Below are 17900 nucleotides of genomic sequence, written 5' to 3' on the forward strand. Positions count from 1 at the left end.
CACATCTCATCAGCCCGCCCTCCGGTTGTATTGATCCCACAGCGGCTGGAGCTCCTCGCGCCACACCCGTTCGTTCAGGTCGCCGGCGTGCCGCCAGCGGATGATGCCCTGACCGTCGATGAGAAACGTCTCCGGCGCGCCATAGACCCCGAGATCCAGGCCAAGCATGCCGTTGCCATCGTACAGGCTCAGCATGTACGGGTTCCCCAGGCGCTGCAGCCAGCTCATCGCCTTCTGCCGATCGTCTTTGTAGTTCATCCCCACCACCCGCACGCCCTGCTGCGCCAGGCCGTTGAGAAACTGATGCTCGGCGCGACAGGTTGGACACCAGGTGGCCCAGACGTTAAGCAGCAGCGGCTTGCCGTCAATCAGCGTGCGCCGGTCCCGCGTCTGGCCGGGGGTATTCAGCGCTTCAAGGCGAAATTCCGGCAGCGGTTTGCCAATCAGCGCCGACTCGAGGGTCGTCGGGTCATCGCCATCGGCGTTGCGCATCAGTTGCCAGAACAGCGCAGCGGCCAGTGCCAGAAACAGCACCAGCGGGATAAACAGTAGCTTCCGGTTCATGAGGCCTCCTGCAGCTTCTTACGCATCCGGTAGCGCGGGTCGAGCATGCAGCACAGACCGCCGAGGGCCATCAGTACCCCGCCGTACCAGATCCAGCGAACGAACGGTTTATAGTACAGACGCACCGCCCAGCTGCCGTCGCTCAGCTCTTCCCCCAGCGCGGCGTACAGATCGCGGGTCAGCCCGCCGCTGATCGCCGCCTCGGTCATCATCATCCGGCTGGCGGTGTAAAAGCGCTTCTCGGCATACAGCGTCGCTTCCGGGCGGCCGTTGCGGGTCACGGCAATAATGCCTTCGCCGCCGGTCCAGTTGGGGCCGACGATATTGCGCACGCCATTAAACACAAAGTGATAGCGGTGGATATCGATACTGTCGCCGGGGCTCATCCGTACATCGCGTTCCACGCTGTAGTTCTGGCTGAAGGTGATGCCGATAACGGTCACCGCCACGCCGACGTGGCCGAGCACCATCCCCCACTGGCTGCGGGTCAGAGTGCGCAGGCCGCGCCAGAAGCCGTGGCGATGGGTGGCCCGTTCGTGAACCTCCATCAGGGCGAAGATCAGCACCCACAGGGCCATCATCAGGCCGATGACCGCCATGGCGGTGATACGGTCCTGCAGCAGCCACGGCAGCGCCAGAGAAAGTGACAACGTCACAACCAGGGCGATAATTAGGCGCTTAATCTGCCTGGCGACGTCATCGCGCCGCCAGCGGATGAGCGGTCCCAGCCCCAGCAGCAGCGCAAACGGCGCCATCAGGGCGGTGAACATGGTATTGAAGAACGGCTCGCCAATGGAGATGCTGCCGAGGCCCAGCTCTTTATGCACCAGCGGCAGCAGCGTTCCGAGGAGCACCACCAGCATCGCGGCCATCAGCAAGATATTGTTGCCAAGCAGGAACGACTCGCGCGACCACAGCGTATGTTCCACCCGCGCCCGCACCCGGCCGCCCTTCAGGGCGTACAGCAGCAGCGATCCGCCGATGGCGACAATCAGCAGTACCAGAATAAACAGCCCGCGCGACGGATCCGAGGCGAAGGCATGCACTGAGACCAGCACCCCGGAGCGCACCAGGAAGGTGCCCAGAAGACACAGGGAGAAGGCGGCGATGGCCAGCAGCACCGTCCAGGCGCGGAAGCTGCCGCGCTTCTCGGTCACCGCCAGGGAGTGTAGCAGCGCGGTCCCCACCAGCCACGGCATAAACGAGGCGTTTTCCACCGGGTCCCAGAACCACCAGCCGCCCCAGCCCAGTTCGTAATAGGCCCACGCCGAGCCCAGCACGATGCCGAGGGTGAGGAACATCCATGCCGCCTGGGTCCAGGGACGCGACCAGCGCGCCCAGGCAGTATCCAGCCGCCCCGCCAGCAGCGAGGCGATGGCGAAGGCGAAAGCCACCGAGAAGCCGACGTAACCCATATAGAGGATCGGCGGATGGAAAATCATGCCGATATCCTGCAGCAGCGGATTGAGGTCGCGGCCATCAATGGGATACTGCGGCAGGCCGCGGCTGAACGGATTGGAGGTGAAGAGGATAAACAGCAGGAACCCAAAGGCGATCATCCCCATCACCGCCAGCACCCGGGCGACGGCGTCGAGCGGCATCCGGCGGCTGAAGATGGCGACGGCGAAGGTCCAGACGCTGAGCAGCAGAACCCACAGCAGCAGCGAGCCCTCGTGCGCCCCCCAGGTCGCCGCCACCCGATACCACACCGGCAGCGCGCTGTTGGAGTTTTCCGCCACGTAGCGGACGGTAAAGTCATTGACCACAAAGGCGTGCACCAGCAGCAGGAAGGCGCCGCCGATACAGGCGAACAGCCCGCAGGCCAGCGGCCGGGCCAGGGCCATCAGCCGCCGATCCTGCCGCGCCGCGCCCCACAGGGGATAGATGCTCAGGAGCAGCGCCAGCCCCGCCGCCAGACACAGTAAAAAGTTGCCCAGCTCCGGCATCATGGCTGCGCCCTCGTTTTCTCCGGCGTCATGGCGTTTTTCACCTCCGGCGGCGTGTAATTTTCATCATGCTTAGCCAGTACCTGCTGGGCGGTGATATGCCGCTCGCCGTCCAGCACGCCCTGGGCCACCACGCCCTGCCCTTCACGAAACAGGTCCGGCAGAATGCCCTTATAGCTGACGTCCACGACCCCGCGGGCGTCATACAGCTTAAAGCGCACGTCGAGGGTTTGCGGGTCGCGCTGCAGGGAGCCCGGCTGAACGTAGCCCCCCACCCGCAGCCGCTGCCCGGTATGGGGCAGCGCCCGGGTTTCCGTTTTGCCGTAGATAATTTCCCCCGGGGTGTAGAACAGATCGATATTGCTGCTAAGGGCGTACAGCGTCAGGCTGACGGTCAGCCCGAGGCCGGCGAGCACCGCCAGCACGATATACAGCCGGGTTTTACGACGCGCTTGCATCCGCGGCCTCCTTGTCGTGTTCGCGGGCGGCAGCGATCCGCCGCTCGCGCGCCTGCTGGCGTCGTACCTCATGGAACAGCGCCCGCCGCGCCCACAGAGTGTGCACCGTCAGCAAGCCAAAGGCGGCGACCCCCACGGCCACCGCCAGCCAGACGTACACGGCATAGCCGCCCATATTCAGGAAGGCGGCGAAAGACGAAAAAGCGGGGCTCATCGGGCAGCTCCTTTATTCACCAGCGCCACCACCCACGGTCGACGGCGCTCCAGCTGCAGGATCAGGTTACGCAGGCGCATCAGGGTCAGCGTGACCGACAGCATGAGGAAGGCAAAGATGCAGATCCGCAGCGGCAGACGCATGCTTGGGTCGATGGTTTGCTGCAGGTTGGTCGAGCCCTGGTGCAGGGTGTTCCACCAGTAGACCGAGTAATGAATGATGGGCAGATTGACCACCCCGACCAGGACGAGGATCCCCGCCGCGCGCCCGGCCAGCCGCCGGTCGTCAAAGGCGTGCCACAGGGCGATGACTCCGGCGTAAAGAAACAGCAGCACCAGCTCTGAGGTCAGGCGGGCGTCCCAGATCCACCAGGTTCCCCACATCGGCTTACCCCATGCCGCGCCGCTGACCAGCGCCACCAGGGTGCAGACCGCCCCTACCGGCGCCAGGGCGGCGATCGCCAGGTCGGCCATTTTGATCTGCCAGACCACCCCGACGAAGGCCGCGACGGCCATCGCCAGGTACAGCCCCATCGACCACATCGCCGCCGGGACGTGAAGGTACATGATCCGATAGCTTTCCCCCTGCTGATAGTCCGCGGGGGCGAAGCCAAAGCCCCACCCCAGGCCGATGACCAGCAACAGCGCGCTCAACGCCGCCAGCCAGGGGATCCAGCATCCGCACAGACGGTACAGCCGCTCGGGGATCGCCAGTTGATGTAACGCTTTCCACATAGACGCTTACTCACACGGTTATGATGGCCGCGCCCGCAGGCGCAGCGAATTATTGCACGGTCAGCCGCAGCGCGGCGGCGGTGGCGAACGGGCACAGGGTGGCGCTGGCGGTTAAGAACGCCGCCAGCATCGCCAGATAGCCGCTGACCGGGAGCCCAGCGGCCGCCGCCTGGCAGGCCGCGGTGGCGAAAATCAGCAGCGGCACCGCCAGCGGCAGCACCAGCAGGCTCAGCAGGACGCCGCCGCGCTTCAGGCCGACCGTCAGGCCAACCCCCACCGCGCCGAGAAAACTGAGCGTCGGGGTGCCGAGCAGCAAGGTCAGCGCCAGCACGCCGGCATCGTGCAGACTCATCCCCAGCAGCAGCGCCGCCAGCGGCGAGACGATCAGCAGCGGCAGGCCGCTCATCATCCAGTGGGCGACCACCTTCACCAGCACCACCGCCGCCAGCGGCGTCGGCAGGAGCAACAGCTGCTCCAGAGAACCGTCCTGCCAGTCGTCGCGAAACAACCGATCCATCACCAGCAGCGCCGCCAGCAGCGCGGCGACCCACACCACGCCCGGCGCAATCTGCGCCAGCAGCTGCGGCGCAGCGCCGACGCCGAACGGAAACAGGGTGATGACGATCAGAAAGAACCAGAGCGGATTGAGGATCTCCGCCCCGCTGCGCCAGGCCAGGCGCAGTTCCCGGGCCAACAGCGCTCGCATCATTGCCCGCCTCCCGCGTCGCCGCCGAGGCGCAGGGTGCGCAACGGACAGCGCAGCGGCCGCAGCGGCTGATGAGTCGTGAGGATCGCGCTTCCCCCCTGCCGGGCGTGCTGCTCCAGGCGGCGGGTCAGGGTTTCCATCGCCGTGGCGTCGAGCGCGGTGAACGGCTCATCGAGGATCCACAGCGGCGCGTCGGTTAACCACAGGCGGGTCAGCGCCACCCGGCGCTGCTGCCCGGCGGAGAGCTGGCTCAAGGGGAGGTCTTCATAGCCCGCCAGGCCGACGGCGGCGAGGGCGCTTTCCCGCTGCTGAAGGCGGCTGGATGGAAAGAAGAAACGCAGGTTTTCATCGGCGGTCAGCGCCGCGTTGACGCCGGGTTTATGGCCCAGCCACAGCAGCTGACGATGAAATGACTCCCGGACCTTCGCCAGCGGCTGCCCCTGCCAGCTCACCACCCCGCTTTCCGGGCGCGCCAGGCCGCAAAGGATCCGCAGCAGCGAGGTTTTCCCCGCGCCGTTATCACCGGCGACCTGCAGCAGCTCGCCGGCAGCGAGGGACAGCGTCAGCGCCGCAAATAGCGGTCGATCGTCAACGATGCAGGTCAGTCGCTCTGCATGCAGCATGAAGGCAAACTCCTTGATTCAGACAGTATTTTACGTCGTGGCTAAGTATGGGTTGCGCCGCGCGGGCGACGCAACCCTGACGATTACTGTCCGGCCCCCGGCAGCTTCGAGATATCGGCGTTGCCTAACGCCTTCTCATCGTGCGCTGCGGTCTCCTTACGCACCTTCGCCACATCGCTGGCGCTGACCGCCGGCGCATTGTTGCCCCAACTGGTGCGGATGAAGTTGACCACATCCGCCACCTGCTGGTCGTCCAGACGCCAGCCGAACGACGGCATGGTCAGGTTGGAGACCGCATCTTTCACCGCCGGCGTGGTGCTCCCGGTCAGAACGATATGGATAAGCGAAGTGGCATCTTCGGTCTGTACCACCGGGTTGCCCTTCAGCGACGGGAAGGCGCGTTTATAGCCCGCGCCGTCGGTGCGGTGGCAGGCGGCGCAGTTATCAACGTACAGCGCGGCGCCGGTTTTACTGTCGTTACCCTTCCACAGATCTTTCGCCACGCTGTCTTCCACCGGGGCTGGGGTCTGTTTGCCGCCGCGCGGCGGGAGCGACTTCAGATAGCGGGCGATGGCGGTGATGTCGTCATCAGAAAGATACTGCAGACTGTGCTCCACCACATCGCTCATGCCGCCGAAGACCACCGATTTATCGTTGCGTCCGGTTTTCAGGAACTCGGCCAGCTCAGCCTCGCTCCAGGTCCCCAGACCGTCGCGGTTTTCGCCGCGCAGGCTGGAGGCGACCCAGCCGTCAATCGGCGCATTGCTGCCCGCCAGGTAATCATCGCCTTCGCTTTCGCTGAGCGCTTTTTCCTGCATCGTCAGACTGCGCGGGGTATGGCAGGCGCCGCAGTGGCCCAGGCCTTCCACCAGATAGCGGCCGCGCTCCAGCACCTGGTCAACCTGCGGGTTGGCGACAAAGTCGCTCGGCGTCGGGGCGAAGATGCCGCGCCAGAACGCCAGCGGCCAGCGCATCGACAGCGGCCACGGGATGTCGGTGTCCTTGTTGGCGGCATTTACCGGTTCCACGCCATGCATAAAGTAGGCGTACATGGCGCGCATGTCAGCTTCACTGATCCGCGCGAACGAGGGATACGGCATCGCCGGATAGAGCGTGGAACCGTCTTTCCGCACGCCCTTGCGCACCGCGTCGTCGAACTCTTCGAAGGTGTACCCGCCGATGCCGTGTTCTTTATCCGGCGTGATATTGGTGGAGTAGATGGTGCCGATCGGCGTCTCCATCGGCAGACCGCCGGCGAAAGGTTTCCCCGTTTTGCCGTTGGTGTGGCAGGCGACACAGTCCCCCGCCCGCGCCAGATACTCCCCCTGCTTAATCAGATTGCTGTCCGCAGGCGCCTCTTCGGCAAAAGCCGCGCAGCTCAATGCCCCAAGCACCAGGGCCGATAACCATTGCATTTTCATCATCTGCCTTCCTTTATGCCTGCACCAGGGGTCCCGGATTTTTCAGATACTGCTCGCGGATCGCCTTCGCTGACCAGTAGGCCAGCGCGGCCACCGTGCCGGTTGGGTTGTAGCCCAGCCCCTGCGGGAACGCGGAGGCGCCGATGACGAAGACATTATGCACGTCCCAGCTTTGCAGATAACGGTTAACGGCGCTGGTTTTCGGATCTTCCCCCATCACCGCCCCGCCGTTCATATGGGTGGTCTGGTAGGTGGTGGTATCAAAGTGGCTGTTGGCGTTTTTCGGGCTGCCGAGGATATATTTCGGCTTCATCGCTTTGGCGATCGGCGCCATCTTATCGAACATAAACTGCGCCATCTTGATGTCGTTTTCCTGCCAGTCGAAGGTCATGCGCAGCAGCGGCTGGCCGAAGACGTTTTTGTAGTTCGGATCAAGATCGAGGTAGTTCTGCCGATAGGACTGGTGCGCGCCGTGGGCATCCATCGACAGGTGATGGGTGTAGGTATCGGCAACCGCCGCTTTCCACTTGCTGCCCCACGCCGGGGTGCCCGGCGGTACCGGGAAACCGGAGATGGGCTTGGTCCCGGCCTGGTTGACCCAGAATGGCGAACCGCCCACAAAGCCCGCCGCGCCGTGGTCGAAGTTGTCGGCGTTGAAGTCGTCGACCCCGACGCCGTTGCCGCCCGCGCCGATAAACGGGTTGGTATAGGTGTCTTTGTCGAAAATGGCCTTGATGGTGGTCATGTTCTGGTAGGCGAAGTTACGCCCCACCACCCCTTCGCCGGTCTCCGGATTGTACGGTTTGCCGATCCCGGAGAGCAGCATCAGGTGCACGTTGTGGAACTGGAAGGCGCCGATAATCACCAGGTCCGCCGGCTGTTCCATTTCGCGCCCCTGGCCGTCGACGTAGGTCACGCCGGTGGCGCGGGATTTGTCGTCGGTCAGGTTGACCTTCAGCACGTTGGCGTTGGTCCGCAGCTCAAAGCGTTTTTCCTGGCGCAGCGCCGGCAGGATGTTCACGTTCGGCGAGGCTTTGGAGTACATGTAGCAGGCGTAGCCGCTGCAGAAACCGCAGAAGTTGCACGGGCCCATCTGCGCGCCGTAGGGGTTGGTATAGGAGTCGGAAGTGTTGGCCGACGGCAGGTTATAGGGGTGATACCCCACTTCCAGTGCCGCTTTTTCAAACAGCTGCGCCGACCAGGTGTTTTTCTGCGCCGGCAGCGGGAAGTCGTCTGAGCGGTCCGGGGCGAAGGCGTTGCCGCCGCGGCCTTTGCCGACCACCTTGCCTTTGATCGACCAGGCGGTCCCGGAGGTGCCGAACACTTTTTCCGCTTTATCGAAGAAGGGTTCCAGCTCGTCGTAGGTGACGCCAAAATCCTGGATGATCATATCCTGGGGAATGAAGTTTTTGCCGTAGCGTTCTTCATAGTGGCTGCGCATCCGCAGTTCGATGGGATCGACGCGGAAATGGACGCCGGACCAGTGCAGCCCGGCACCGCCCACGCCGGTACCCGGCAGGAAGGCCGCCAGCTGGCGATACGGCACCGCCTGCTGGCTGGTGTTATGCCGGATGGTGACAGTGCTTTTCGACAGATCCTGGAACAGCTTGCGGCGGATGTTGTAGGTCAGCTCATCAATCACCTGCGGATAGGCGCCATCCGGCCAGGTGTCGCGCATCGGGCCGCGCTCCAGCGCGACGACGTTGAGCCCGGCTTCGGTCAGCTCTTTGGCCATGATTGCCCCAACCCAGCCGAAGCCGACGATCGCGACATCGGTTTTTTTCAATACGGTGGCCATAATTACGCCCTCTCCCCATTAATTGATACCGGCGGGAAGGGGTAGCGTTCGCCCCGTTCAACCCAGTCCATAAAGTCGGCGCGCGCGCCGGGAAAATTAATCAGCGTCCAGCCGACCATGCCTTTATTGCCGCCATGGATCGGGTCGCTGAAGAACCCTTCGCGGGTGTTCTGTAGCAGATAGGTGAAGAACAGCGAGGCCGGCAGCTGTTTGAACTCGGCTTTGCCGGATTCCCACAGGCCGAGCGCCTCGTCCTGCTGCTCGCTGCTCAGTTCAGCGAAGGTTTTATGATATTTGTCCTGGCACCACGCCTCGGCATCAGCGATCCCGAGGTTATAGATCTGTTTAGGCACCAGCGGCAGCTGATAACCCATCTCTTTCGGCACGTCGGGGTTGAAGGGCCCCTGCATATACCAGATGGAGCCGGTGGCGTAGGGGGTATTGAGCTGGCGGTCGATAAACTCCGGGACGCCGGCCTCTTTGGCGCCGGGACCGAGTTCATCCGCCGGGATTAAGCGAGCGACGGCGGCGTTGATAAACGCCCACTCACGATCGTTGAAGAACTGCGGCTTCCAGTCGCTGGCCGCCGCCGTGTTCCCGGAAGCAGGCTCAGACGCGGGGGCCGCCTGCGCGGTCGCGCTGGTGGCCACGCCAATGGCCCCTGCTCCCGCGCCGCCGATCACCACCGTCGGGATCAGCGCCATCGATTTCACCAGGAAATCACGCCTGGAATTGTTGGTTTTCTCGCTCGACATCATCACATTCCTGTCATTGAAAATTACTGTTTTTGTCGCAGACAAACCCAGTGAATGTCGTGCTGGAACCGATACCATTGCGCTTTCAAACCGCTTAGCGTCTGGCCCGGCCCGGCAAGTCGGATAAAACATCGCCAGAGGCGATATCATTTATAGGGTTATCGTTTGGATAGTAGACGATTCTCAACGAAACGCGGGAAATCGGAGAGAAATTCACCGGAATGTCATCGTGAGAAGGGTGCTGCCATAACCTTGAGGCGGTAAACCAGCGGCATTCACACCGCGCTGAGCTTACCCATGCGCCATAAAAGAGTGACTTGTATCACAAATGTTATTTTTTGTTTATGGTACATGGCAGATTAAACGTCTGTAAATACTCGTATTAGGAATAATTAAACATTTTGAGCTGTTAAAAAAGTTAATAACCGTTGTTAACTATTTTGCATCTATTTCCCGGCTAACGCGTTCAGCTGGCGATCCCCATCCACAGGAGAAGAGTAGATATGTTCGATCATGTGAAGTTCGGCGCTAGCGACTATGCCGCCAGCAAAGCGTTCTTTTTACAGGCCCTGGCCCCGCTTGGCGTAACGCTGGTTGGCGAAGGCGAGCCGACCTACGGCGCAGAGCTGGCCGGCAGCGGCGATGTCTCTCTATGCCTCTATCAAAGTGCGGAAAAACCGGCGCCGCTGCACATTGCCTTTCGCGCCGACAGCCGCGAGCAGGTCGATGCCTTCTGGCAGGCGGCGCTGGCCGCCGGAGGAAAGGACAACGGCGCGCCGGGGGTACGGCCAAACTACCACGCCAGTTACTACGCCGCCTTTGTGATTGCGCCAGACGGGCACAATATTGAAGCCGTGTGCCATCTGGCGTCTTAACGGGCGGTTACCGCTGCGGAAAAATCCACACATCCTCCGCCGGGAGCGTCAGATGGCAGTGTTCGGCATCGCGCAGCGCCGTTCCGTAGGCGCGCAGCGGAAAGTCGTCGCCTTCGGTACGGAACAGGTACTCCCAGCGGTCGCCGAGGTACATGCTGGTCAGCAGCGGGAGCTGGAGGCTATTATCCTGCGCTGCGCCGTCGAGACGCAGGCGCTCGACGCGGATCACCGCCGTCGCCGGCTGGCCAACGCTGACCCCCTCGCCCGCTCGACCCCACAGCGTCCAGCTGGCGCCTTCAACCCTCGCACGACCGTTTTCCAGCGCCGTCACCTTACCGTGCAGACGGTTATTGCTGCCCATAAACTCGGCGGCGAACAGCGTCGCCGGGCTGCCGTACATCTCCTGCGGCGTCCCCTGCTGCTCAATGACGCCATTGTTCAGCAGCAGAATACGATCGGAGATGGCCATTGCTTCATTCTGATCGTGGGTGACCATCAGCGCCGACAGGCCCAGCTTGATGATCAGCTCGCGCAGAAACACCCGCGCCTCTTCGCGCAGTTTGGCGTCAAGGTTGGAGAGCGGTTCATCCAGCAGGATCACCGGCGGGTTGTAGACCAGCGCCCGGCCGATGGCCACCCGCTGCTGCTGGCCACCGGAGAGCTGGTGCGGATGGCGGTTGCCGAGGTGCCCCAGCCCCAGCTGATCCAGTACGCGCTGCACCCGCTCTTTTATCTCCCCCGCAGCCACTTTACGCAGCTTCAGCGGATAGGCCACGTTGTCGAACACCGTTTTGTGCGGCCACAGGGCATAGGACTGAAAGACCAGGCCCAGGTTACGCTCTTCGGCCGGGATCTCGCTGCGCGGCGTGCCGTCGTACACCGTGCGGTTGCCGATGGCGATCCGTCCGCTCGTCGGTTTTTCCAGCCCGGCCACCGCCCGCAGTAGCGTGGTTTTGCCGCTTCCCGAAGGCCCCAGCAGCGACACCACCTCTCCCCGGCCAAGCGTCATGGACACCCCCTTCAGCACCGGGTTGTCGCCATAGGTGAGATGCAGATTTTCTACCGATAACTCAATCATGTAATTTCACTCCAAAGCGCAGGGCGATACCAAGGCCAATCACCACCAGCAGAATATTGATAAAGGAGAGCGCCGCGACGATATCGATGGCCCCCGCCGCCCACAGCGACACCAGCATCGAGCCGATGGTTTCGGTACCCGGCGACAGCAGATAGACGCCGGTGGAATACTCACGCTCAAAGATAAGGAACATCAGCAGCCAGGAGCCAATCAGCCCATAGCGCGACAGCGGGACAGTCACGTGGCGGGTGATCTGCCCCCGGGAAGCGCCGGTGCTGCGCGCCGCCTCCTCCAGCTCCGGGCCCACCTGCAGCAGCGTCGAAGAGATGAGCCGCAGGCCGTAAGCCATCCATACCACGGTGTAGGCCAGCCAGACGCTGAAGATAGTGTTGCGCAGGGCACGCAGTTGCACGATAAGGTGTTCGCGCAGCCAGTCGGCCACCGGCAGCGCCGAGAGCCAGCCGTGCTTCAGCGACTGATCGAGCCACATCGGCACAAACAGGAACACCCACAGGAAGGCCAGCCCGGCCAGCAGCCCCGGCACCGCACGCGGGACCAGCACGCTGTAGTCGAGAAAGCGGGTGACGTTGTCCGCTTTGCGGTGCATGGCGATGCCGACAAACAGATAGCAGATCACCGCCAGCGCGCCGCCGACGATGCCGATAGCCATCGAGTTGACGATTGCCCGCAGCAGGTTGGGCTGCTGCCAGATATTGTGGAACGTCGCCAGCGACAGCTCATCCCACAGCGACACCCCGACGCCCCAGTTGGAGATAAAGGCGCGCAGCGCCACGCCGAGCAGCGGCACGCCGATGGTCACCGTCAGCCAGGCCACCACCACCGCCCCGGCCACCCAGCGCCATTTGCCCAGCGGCAGCGCCCGCGCCTGCGACGCCTTGCCCTTCATGGTGACAAAGCGGTTGGCGGTGCGCATCAGTCGCCGCTGGAGCATCACCAGCGGGATGGTAATGCAGATCAGCACCACCGCCACCGCCGCCATCAGATGGTAGGAGGGGGTGCCGAGCTTGTTGGTCAGCTTATAAAGATAGGTCGCCAGCACCATGTTGCCCTCGGGGTCGCCCAGCACCAGCATCAGACCGAAAACCTCCAGACCGAGGAAGAAGAGCAGCACGCAGGCGTAAAGGATGGATGGCCGCACCATCGGCAGACTCACCGAGGTCATCACCTGCAGCGGGGTAGCGCCGACGGTGCGCGCCGCCTCTTCCACGTCGGAACCGACGCTGCGCAGCGCCGAAGAGATATAGAGATAGGCGTGCGGAACGTGGGTTAAGCCGGCGATGACCACAATGCTGAACATCGAGTAGATGTTCCACGGCACAAAGCCGATCAGCTGCTGCGCCCACTGGGAAAAGAAGCCTACCGGCCCGGCGGCCACCACGTAGCCAAAGCCCAGCACCATCGGCGAGACGAAGATCGGCACCAGGATCAGCGGCTCAATGATCCGCCGGCCGGGTAAATCGGTGCGCACCATCAGAAACGCCAAAATACCGCCCAGCGGAATGGCAATAATCACCAGGCCAAAGGCCAGAATAAAACCTGACCTTAATGCCAGATAAAAATCCGGGTCGGTAAAAATAAAGGCGAACGCTTCCAGACTCCACGATTTGGAGCGGGAAAAGAATGGCGCGGAGAGAAAACTCTGCACCACAATAAATAACAGCGGGACATAAATCACCAGCGCCGTGATGCACACCACCACGCCGCGCGGCAGCCCCTGCCACTTTCTGCGTAATACATTCATGGTTCATCCCTTTGGTCAGGAGAAAAAACCCGCCGGGTGTGAATAAGGGGCATCGGCGATGCCCCGAAGGAGGATTATTTCGCGGCGGCGCTGCGCCATTGTTTAATAAACTGCAGACGTTTTTGCGGCTGTAAATAATCGAGCAGCGTTTCGTTGACCGGGATCGGTTTTAACGCTTTGCCCAACAGCGCGGTCATACCATCGATATCATTTTTACCTTCAATATCGCGACGAATAGAGGGAATATCCGCCTGGCTGGCGAGGATCTGCTGGCCTTTTTCCGACAAGACATAGTCGAGCCACAATTTCGCCGCATTGGGATGTTCGCTCTCCTGGCTAATAAACGAAACGCGGGAGAGCACCAGCACGTAATCTTTCGGATAGGCGATGCCTAAAGAGGGATCGTTTTTCGCCCGTGCTTCGGCATAGGAGCCAAGGATGTTATAGCCGATCAGGTTTTCGCCAGAGGAGACGCGCTCCATCATCGTGCCGGTGGAAGACTGCACTGTCAGACCGCCTTTAGCGATATTCGCCAGGTCGGCAAAATAGTTCGCGTCGGCCTGGCTGTCCTGCACCGCCAGCATAAAGCCGAGGCCCGATTTTTCGATATCGTAGGTGGTGACTTTGCCTTTAAATTTATCGGCCTGGCTGGCGATCAGTTTTGCCAGCGCGGTATGCGAATCCGGAACCTCATTCTGCGGGATCAGCCGTTTGTTATAGATAAACACCACCGGCTCGTAGGTGGTGCCATAGGCTTTCTGCTGCCAGACCGCCCAGTCGGGTAATTGCTTCACCTCCGGCGAGGCATATTGTTCCGCGTATTCGGTAGCTAATTTCAGCGCGGTATCCATCGACGAGCTCCACACCACGTCCCCGCTGCCGCCCCCGGCGGACTGCTCGCTGATATAACGGTTATACAGCTCGGTGCTGTTCATGTCGTTATATTCGACTTTTACGCCCGGATATTGCGCTTCAAATCCTTTAATTAACGGCCCGGCCGCTTTGGTATCGGTGGTGGAATAAATAACCACCTTGCCCTCTTTTACGGCGGCATCCACCGTTTTTTGATAATCCGCGGGATAGCCCGCAGGCACCTCCGCCCAGGCGGCACAGGCGAAAACGGCCGTCAGTGAAACCACTAAACCACTTATTTTCTTATACATGATACCAACCTTTAATCATCAATTAATAAACACAAATTTAACATATAGTGGTATCAGCTCCCCTTGCAACGCCGGGGATGGCTTTTTTCTGGCTTTTGTGACACTGGCAGAATTTAAAAATGTGGTGTTTATGGCGTTAATTAAAACGCGATCCCGGCCCCGTTTTTTATCGCCTGTCGCCTGACGCAGACACAGACGCAGTGACATTCCGCCGGGAGATGCCGCCCTTGACCTTCTGCGCCTGGCGGCGCAGCATAAAACGGCAAACATAACAAAATAACAACAGACTACAGGAGAGAATCAGTGCCTACAGGACACCGCTTTCTGGCGACGGATCTGCATCAGTTTGTCGTCTCACTGTTTACCCATCTCGGCAGTACCTCAGGGGAAGCCACCCTCGTCGCAGACCATCTGATCGCCGCCAATCTTGCCGGGCATGACTCCCACGGCGTCGGGATGATCCCAAGCTACGTGAAATCCCACGCCGGTGGTTTTCTGCAGCTCAACCGCCACGCCACGGTGACCAAAGACGCCGGCGCCGTGGTCACCCTCGACGGCAACGCCGGCTTCGGCCAGGTGGTCGCCCACGAAGCGATGCAGTTAGGCATTGAAAAGGCGAAGCAGCATGGTATGGCGGCAATCGCCCTGCGCAATGCGCATCACGTCGGGCGCATCGGCTACTGGGCCGAGCAGTGCGCCGCCGCCGGGCTGATCTCCATCCACTTCGTCAGCGTGATTGGCGACCCGATGGTCGCCCCGTTCCGCGGGAAGGACAGCCGCTTCGGCACTAACCCGCTGTGCGTGGTGTTTCCCCGCGCGGGCCATCCGCCGCTGCTGCTGGACTACGCCACCAGCGCCATCGCCTTTGGTAAAACCCGCGTCGCCTGGCATAAAGGCGAAGCCGTGGCCCCCGGCTGCCTGATCGACGCCGCGGGCCGACCCACCACCGACCCGGCGGTGATGCAGACCTCGCCGCTGGGCGCCCTGCTCACCTTCGCCCAGCACAAAGGCTATGCCCTGGCGACGCTGTGCGAAGTGCTCGGCGGCGCGCTCTCCGGGGGGCAAACCACCCATCAGGAGAGCCTGCAGACCAGCGTCGACGCCATCTTTAACTGCATGACCACGGTGATCCTGCGCCCGGACGCGTTCGATGCCCCGGACAGCCAGGCGCAGACGGAGGCCTTTATCGCATGGTGCAAGCAGTCGCCGCACGATGCCGATGCCCCGGTGCTGGCGCCCGGCGAATGGGAGGCCGCCAACCGCGAAGCGCGGCTGGCGCAGGGGATCCCGCTGGATGCCGGCAGCTGGCAGGCTATCTGCGCCGCCGCGCGCGACGTCGGCCTGAGCGAATCGCACTTCGACCGGTGCCGCCCTCTCGCCTAGCCACGTTTACCCCCGCAGAGCGTCTGACGTCGGCGCTCTGCGTCATCGTCATTAGTGACGAGGTCACGTTCCCGTCATCGCACCATTTTAATTTTCACATGTAAATCAACAAATTAAATTCTGGCACAAGACCTGCATAGCGCAGCAGGCCTGCGTCTGCATCACGACCAGGCGTTACCGCGATCGTTGCCCGTCGGGCCCGGCGCGACAGCGATCCTCTGTTCACTGTTAACAGGTCTGTTACTGATGAAAAAAATCACGAGCGTGTGCCCCTACTGCGGGGCGGGTTGCAAACTTAAACTGGTTGTCGACAACAATAAAATCATTCGCGCGGAAGCCGCCGACGGCGTCACCAACCAGAACCAGCTGTGTCTGAAAGGCTACTACGGCTGGGATTTTCTTAACGATACGCAGCTCCTGACGCCCCGTCTCAAACAACCGATGATCCGCTACCAGAAAGGCGGCGCCTTCACGCCGGTCAGCTGGCAGGAGGCGATTCGCTATACCGCCAGCAAGCTCAGGGAGATCAAAGAGAAGCATGGCCCGCGCGCCATCATGACCACCGGCTCCTCGCGCGGCACCGGCAACGAAACCAACTATGTGATGCAAAAGTTCGCCCGCGCGGTGCTCAACACCAATAACGTCGACTGCTGCGCCCGCGTCTGCCACGGCCCCTCTGTCGCCGGGCTGCAGCAGGCGCTGGGCAACGGGGCGATGAGCAACTCGATCAGCGACATCGAAAACTCGAAATGCCTGCTGGTCTTTGGCTACAACTGCGCCGACTCCCATCCAATCGTCGCCCGCCGGGTGATCAAAGCCCGGGAAAACGGCGCCAAAATCATCGTCTGCGATCCGCGGCGCATTGAAACCGCGCGCATTGCCGACCGTCATCTGCAGCTCAACAACGGCAGCAACATGGCGCTGGTGAATGCCTTCGGCTATGTACTGCTGGAGGAGGAGCTGTACAACAAAGCCTATGTCGAACGCTATACCGAAGGGCTGGATGCTTACCGCGAAGCGGTGAAGGATTATGCCCCGGAAGCGGTGGAAGCGATTGTCGGGGTCAGCGCGCAGGCGATCCGAGAGGCGATGCGCATCTTCGCCGCCGCCCCTTCCGCCACTATTATGTGGGGCATGGGCGTCACCCAGTTTGGCCAGGCGGTGGACGTGGTGCGCGGTCTGGCAAGCCTGGCGCTGCTCACCGGCAACCTGGGGCGGGCGAACGTCGGCGTGGGGCCGGTCCGCGGGCAAAACAACGTGCAGGGCGCCTGCGATATGGGCGTGCTGCCGAACCTGTTCCCGGGTTATCAGGAGGTCACCGACCCCGCCGTGCGGGAGAAATTCGCCGCCGCCTGGGGTGTCGACCCGGCGCTGATGGATGACCAGGTCGGCACCCGCATCACCGAGGTGCCGCATAAAGCGCTGACTGGCGAGATCAAAGCCTACTACATCATGGGTGAAGATCCGCTGCAGACTGAAGCCGACCTCGGCCTGGTGCGCAAAGGCATCGAGGCGCTGGACTTTGTGGTGGTGCAGGACATCTTCATGACCAAAACGGCGGAAATTGCCGATGTCCTGCTGCCGGCCACCTCCTGGGGCGAGCACGGCGGCGTATTCACCTGCGCCGACCGTGGGTTCCAGCGGTTTGAACAGGCGATCCCTCCGGCGGGGAATGTGAAGCGCGACTGGGAGATCATTAGCCTGCTGGCCAGCGAAATGGGTTATCCGATGCACTATGAGAACAACCAGCAGATCTGGGACGAGATGCGCGAACTCTGCCCGCTGTTCTACGGCGTGACCTGGGAGAAAATGGGCGATATGGGCCATGTCCAGTGGCCATGCCCGACCCTCGACCACCCCGGCACGCCGTGGCTGTATAAAGACAACCGCTTCGATACCCCATCGGGCAAAGGACAGCTGTTCGCCACCGCCTGGCGCGCGCCGGCGGAGCGCCCGGATGACGAGTGGCCGCTGGTGCTCTGCACCGTGCGGGAGGTGGGGCATTACTCCTGCCGCTCAATGACCGGCAACTGTGCCGCGCTGCAGTCGCTGGCCGACGAGCCGGGACGGGTGCAGATGAATCCGTTGGATGCGCAACGACTGGGGATCGCTGACAAACAGCTGGTGTGGGTCAGCTCCCGGCGCGGGAAGGTGATCACCCGCGCCGACCTCAGCGATCGCATCAATCCGGGGGCGGTCTATATGACCTATCAGTGGTGGGTGGGCGCCTGCAATGAGCTGACCCAGGATAACCTCGATCCGATCTCCAAAACACCGGAAACCAAATACTGTGCGGTGAAAGTGGAAGCGATAGCCGACCAGCAATGGGCGGAGCGCTACGCCTGGACGGCCTACAGCGATATGAAGGCGCGACTGAAAGCCGCCGCCGACGTCTGACCTCAGGGAGCGCGCCGCGCTCC

The 17900-nt window shown here is 62.1% G+C and carries 16 protein-coding genes; 3 read left to right on the forward strand and 13 right to left on the reverse strand.

From position 1 onward, the window contains the following. Positions 1–9: 9 nt before the first annotated feature. From SPE70_RS15010 to SPE70_RS15055, 10 genes are all read right to left on the reverse strand, one after another. Entirely contained in the window at positions 10–564 is a 555-nt protein-coding gene (locus SPE70_RS15010; RefSeq protein WP_324726344.1) for a DsbE family thiol:disulfide interchange protein, read from the reverse strand. After that, positions 561–2513, reverse strand: coding sequence for a heme lyase CcmF/NrfE family subunit (locus tag SPE70_RS15015; RefSeq protein ID WP_064170321.1), 1953 nt, complete (start codon positions 2511–2513; stop codon positions 561–563). The genes SPE70_RS15010 and SPE70_RS15015 overlap by 4 nt, the downstream gene beginning before the upstream one ends. Continuing rightward, positions 2510–2968 (reverse strand): cytochrome c maturation protein CcmE, encoded by a 459-nt coding sequence (gene ccmE / locus SPE70_RS15020; RefSeq protein ID WP_046882375.1) that lies wholly within the window; start codon positions 2966–2968, stop codon positions 2510–2512. The genes SPE70_RS15015 and ccmE overlap by 4 nt, the downstream gene beginning before the upstream one ends. Then, a complete protein-coding gene (gene ccmD / locus SPE70_RS15025) occupies positions 2952–3182 on the reverse strand; it encodes a heme exporter protein CcmD (protein WP_064170322.1) in 231 nt (76 codons plus the stop codon). The genes ccmE and ccmD overlap by 17 nt, the downstream gene beginning before the upstream one ends. Then, positions 3179–3916 (reverse strand): heme ABC transporter permease, encoded by a 738-nt coding sequence (locus tag SPE70_RS15030; protein WP_008804529.1) that lies wholly within the window; start codon positions 3914–3916, stop codon positions 3179–3181. The genes ccmD and SPE70_RS15030 overlap by 4 nt, the downstream gene beginning before the upstream one ends. Positions 3917–3965: 49 nt before the next feature. Continuing rightward, positions 3966–4625 (reverse strand): heme exporter protein CcmB, encoded by a 660-nt coding sequence (gene ccmB, locus SPE70_RS15035; protein WP_012541449.1) that lies wholly within the window; start codon positions 4623–4625, stop codon positions 3966–3968. Next, positions 4622–5245, reverse strand: coding sequence for a cytochrome c biogenesis heme-transporting ATPase CcmA (gene ccmA / locus SPE70_RS15040; protein ID WP_012541448.1), 624 nt, complete (start codon positions 5243–5245; stop codon positions 4622–4624). Before ccmA ends, ccmB begins: the two co-directional genes overlap by 4 nt. 83 nt (positions 5246–5328) lie before the next feature. Next, complete coding sequence (locus SPE70_RS15045) at positions 5329–6669, reverse strand: c-type cytochrome (protein WP_168443341.1); 1341 nt, start codon at positions 6667–6669, stop codon at positions 5329–5331. A 10-nt stretch (positions 6670–6679) separates the two neighbouring features. Continuing rightward, the gene (locus SPE70_RS15050) at positions 6680–8464 is read right to left on the reverse strand and encodes a GMC family oxidoreductase (RefSeq protein ID WP_002908285.1); all 1785 of its coding nucleotides are present in this window, start codon (positions 8462–8464) and stop codon (positions 6680–6682) included. A 2-nt stretch (positions 8465–8466) separates the two neighbouring features. Beyond that, positions 8467–9222, reverse strand: coding sequence for a gluconate 2-dehydrogenase subunit 3 family protein (locus SPE70_RS15055; protein ID WP_004175724.1), 756 nt, complete (start codon positions 9220–9222; stop codon positions 8467–8469). A 500-nt stretch (positions 9223–9722) separates the two neighbouring features. On the opposite strand from SPE70_RS15055, the gene SPE70_RS15060 reads away from it, so the two are divergent. Beyond that, entirely contained in the window at positions 9723–10094 is a 372-nt protein-coding gene (locus tag SPE70_RS15060; protein WP_064142188.1) for a VOC family protein, read from the forward strand. A gap of 7 nt (positions 10095–10101) precedes the next feature. Here the strand turns inward: SPE70_RS15060 and SPE70_RS15065 are convergent, their stop codons facing one another. The 3 genes from SPE70_RS15065 to SPE70_RS15075 form a co-directional block, all read right to left on the reverse strand. After that, a complete protein-coding gene (locus SPE70_RS15065; RefSeq protein WP_008804521.1) occupies positions 10102–11172 on the reverse strand; it encodes an ABC transporter ATP-binding protein in 1071 nt (356 codons plus the stop codon). Continuing rightward, positions 11165–12934, reverse strand: a complete 1770-nt coding sequence (locus SPE70_RS15070; RefSeq protein ID WP_008804520.1) for an ABC transporter permease — start codon at positions 12932–12934, stop codon at positions 11165–11167. The genes SPE70_RS15065 and SPE70_RS15070 overlap by 8 nt, the downstream gene beginning before the upstream one ends. Positions 12935–13008: 74 nt before the next feature. After that, the gene (locus tag SPE70_RS15075; RefSeq protein WP_324726345.1) at positions 13009–14097 is read right to left on the reverse strand and encodes an ABC transporter substrate-binding protein; all 1089 of its coding nucleotides are present in this window, start codon (positions 14095–14097) and stop codon (positions 13009–13011) included. A 303-nt stretch (positions 14098–14400) separates the two neighbouring features. On the opposite strand from SPE70_RS15075, the gene SPE70_RS15080 reads away from it, so the two are divergent. After that, positions 14401–15480, forward strand: coding sequence for a malate/lactate/ureidoglycolate dehydrogenase (locus tag SPE70_RS15080; protein ID WP_012967958.1), 1080 nt, complete (start codon positions 14401–14403; stop codon positions 15478–15480). 246 nt (positions 15481–15726) lie between these two features. Beyond that, entirely contained in the window at positions 15727–17877 is a 2151-nt protein-coding gene (fdhF, locus tag SPE70_RS15085) for a formate dehydrogenase subunit alpha (protein ID WP_012967957.1), read from the forward strand. Positions 17878–17900 lie beyond the last annotated feature (23 nt).

It is taken from the genome of Klebsiella sp. ZJOU C1 (genome assembly GCF_035620215.1).
In the GTDB taxonomy this organism is placed as follows: domain Bacteria; phylum Pseudomonadota; class Gammaproteobacteria; order Enterobacterales; family Enterobacteriaceae; genus Klebsiella; species Klebsiella variicola.

Coding starts and splice junctions, on each gene's coding strand:
- SPE70_RS15050 (WP_002908285.1), bottom strand. CDS start 8,464: ATGGCCACCGTATTGAAAAAAACCGATGTCGCGATCGTCGGCTTCGGC.
- fdhF (WP_012967957.1), top strand. CDS start 15,727: ATGAAAAAAATCACGAGCGTGTGCCCCTACTGCGGGGCGGGTTGCAAA.
- SPE70_RS15060 (WP_064142188.1), top strand. CDS start 9,723: ATGTTCGATCATGTGAAGTTCGGCGCTAGCGACTATGCCGCCAGCAAA.
- ccmB (WP_012541449.1), bottom strand. CDS start 4,625: ATGATGCGAGCGCTGTTGGCCCGGGAACTGCGCCTGGCCTGGCGCAGC.
- ccmA (WP_012541448.1), bottom strand. CDS start 5,245: ATGCTGCATGCAGAGCGACTGACCTGCATCGTTGACGATCGACCGCTA.
- SPE70_RS15065 (WP_008804521.1), bottom strand. CDS start 11,172: ATGATTGAGTTATCGGTAGAAAATCTGCATCTCACCTATGGCGACAAC.
- SPE70_RS15015 (WP_064170321.1), bottom strand. CDS start 2,513: ATGATGCCGGAGCTGGGCAACTTTTTACTGTGTCTGGCGGCGGGGCTG.
- ccmD (WP_064170322.1), bottom strand. CDS start 3,182: ATGAGCCCCGCTTTTTCGTCTTTCGCCGCCTTCCTGAATATGGGCGGC.
- ccmE (WP_046882375.1), bottom strand. CDS start 2,968: ATGCAAGCGCGTCGTAAAACCCGGCTGTATATCGTGCTGGCGGTGCTC.
- SPE70_RS15045 (WP_168443341.1), bottom strand. CDS start 6,669: ATGATGAAAATGCAATGGTTATCGGCCCTGGTGCTTGGGGCATTGAGC.
- SPE70_RS15055 (WP_004175724.1), bottom strand. CDS start 9,222: ATGATGTCGAGCGAGAAAACCAACAATTCCAGGCGTGATTTCCTGGTG.
- SPE70_RS15010 (WP_324726344.1), bottom strand. CDS start 564: ATGAACCGGAAGCTACTGTTTATCCCGCTGGTGCTGTTTCTGGCACTG.
- SPE70_RS15075 (WP_324726345.1), bottom strand. CDS start 14,097: ATGTATAAGAAAATAAGTGGTTTAGTGGTTTCACTGACGGCCGTTTTC.
- SPE70_RS15030 (WP_008804529.1), bottom strand. CDS start 3,916: ATGTGGAAAGCGTTACATCAACTGGCGATCCCCGAGCGGCTGTACCGT.
- SPE70_RS15070 (WP_008804520.1), bottom strand. CDS start 12,934: ATGAATGTATTACGCAGAAAGTGGCAGGGGCTGCCGCGCGGCGTGGTG.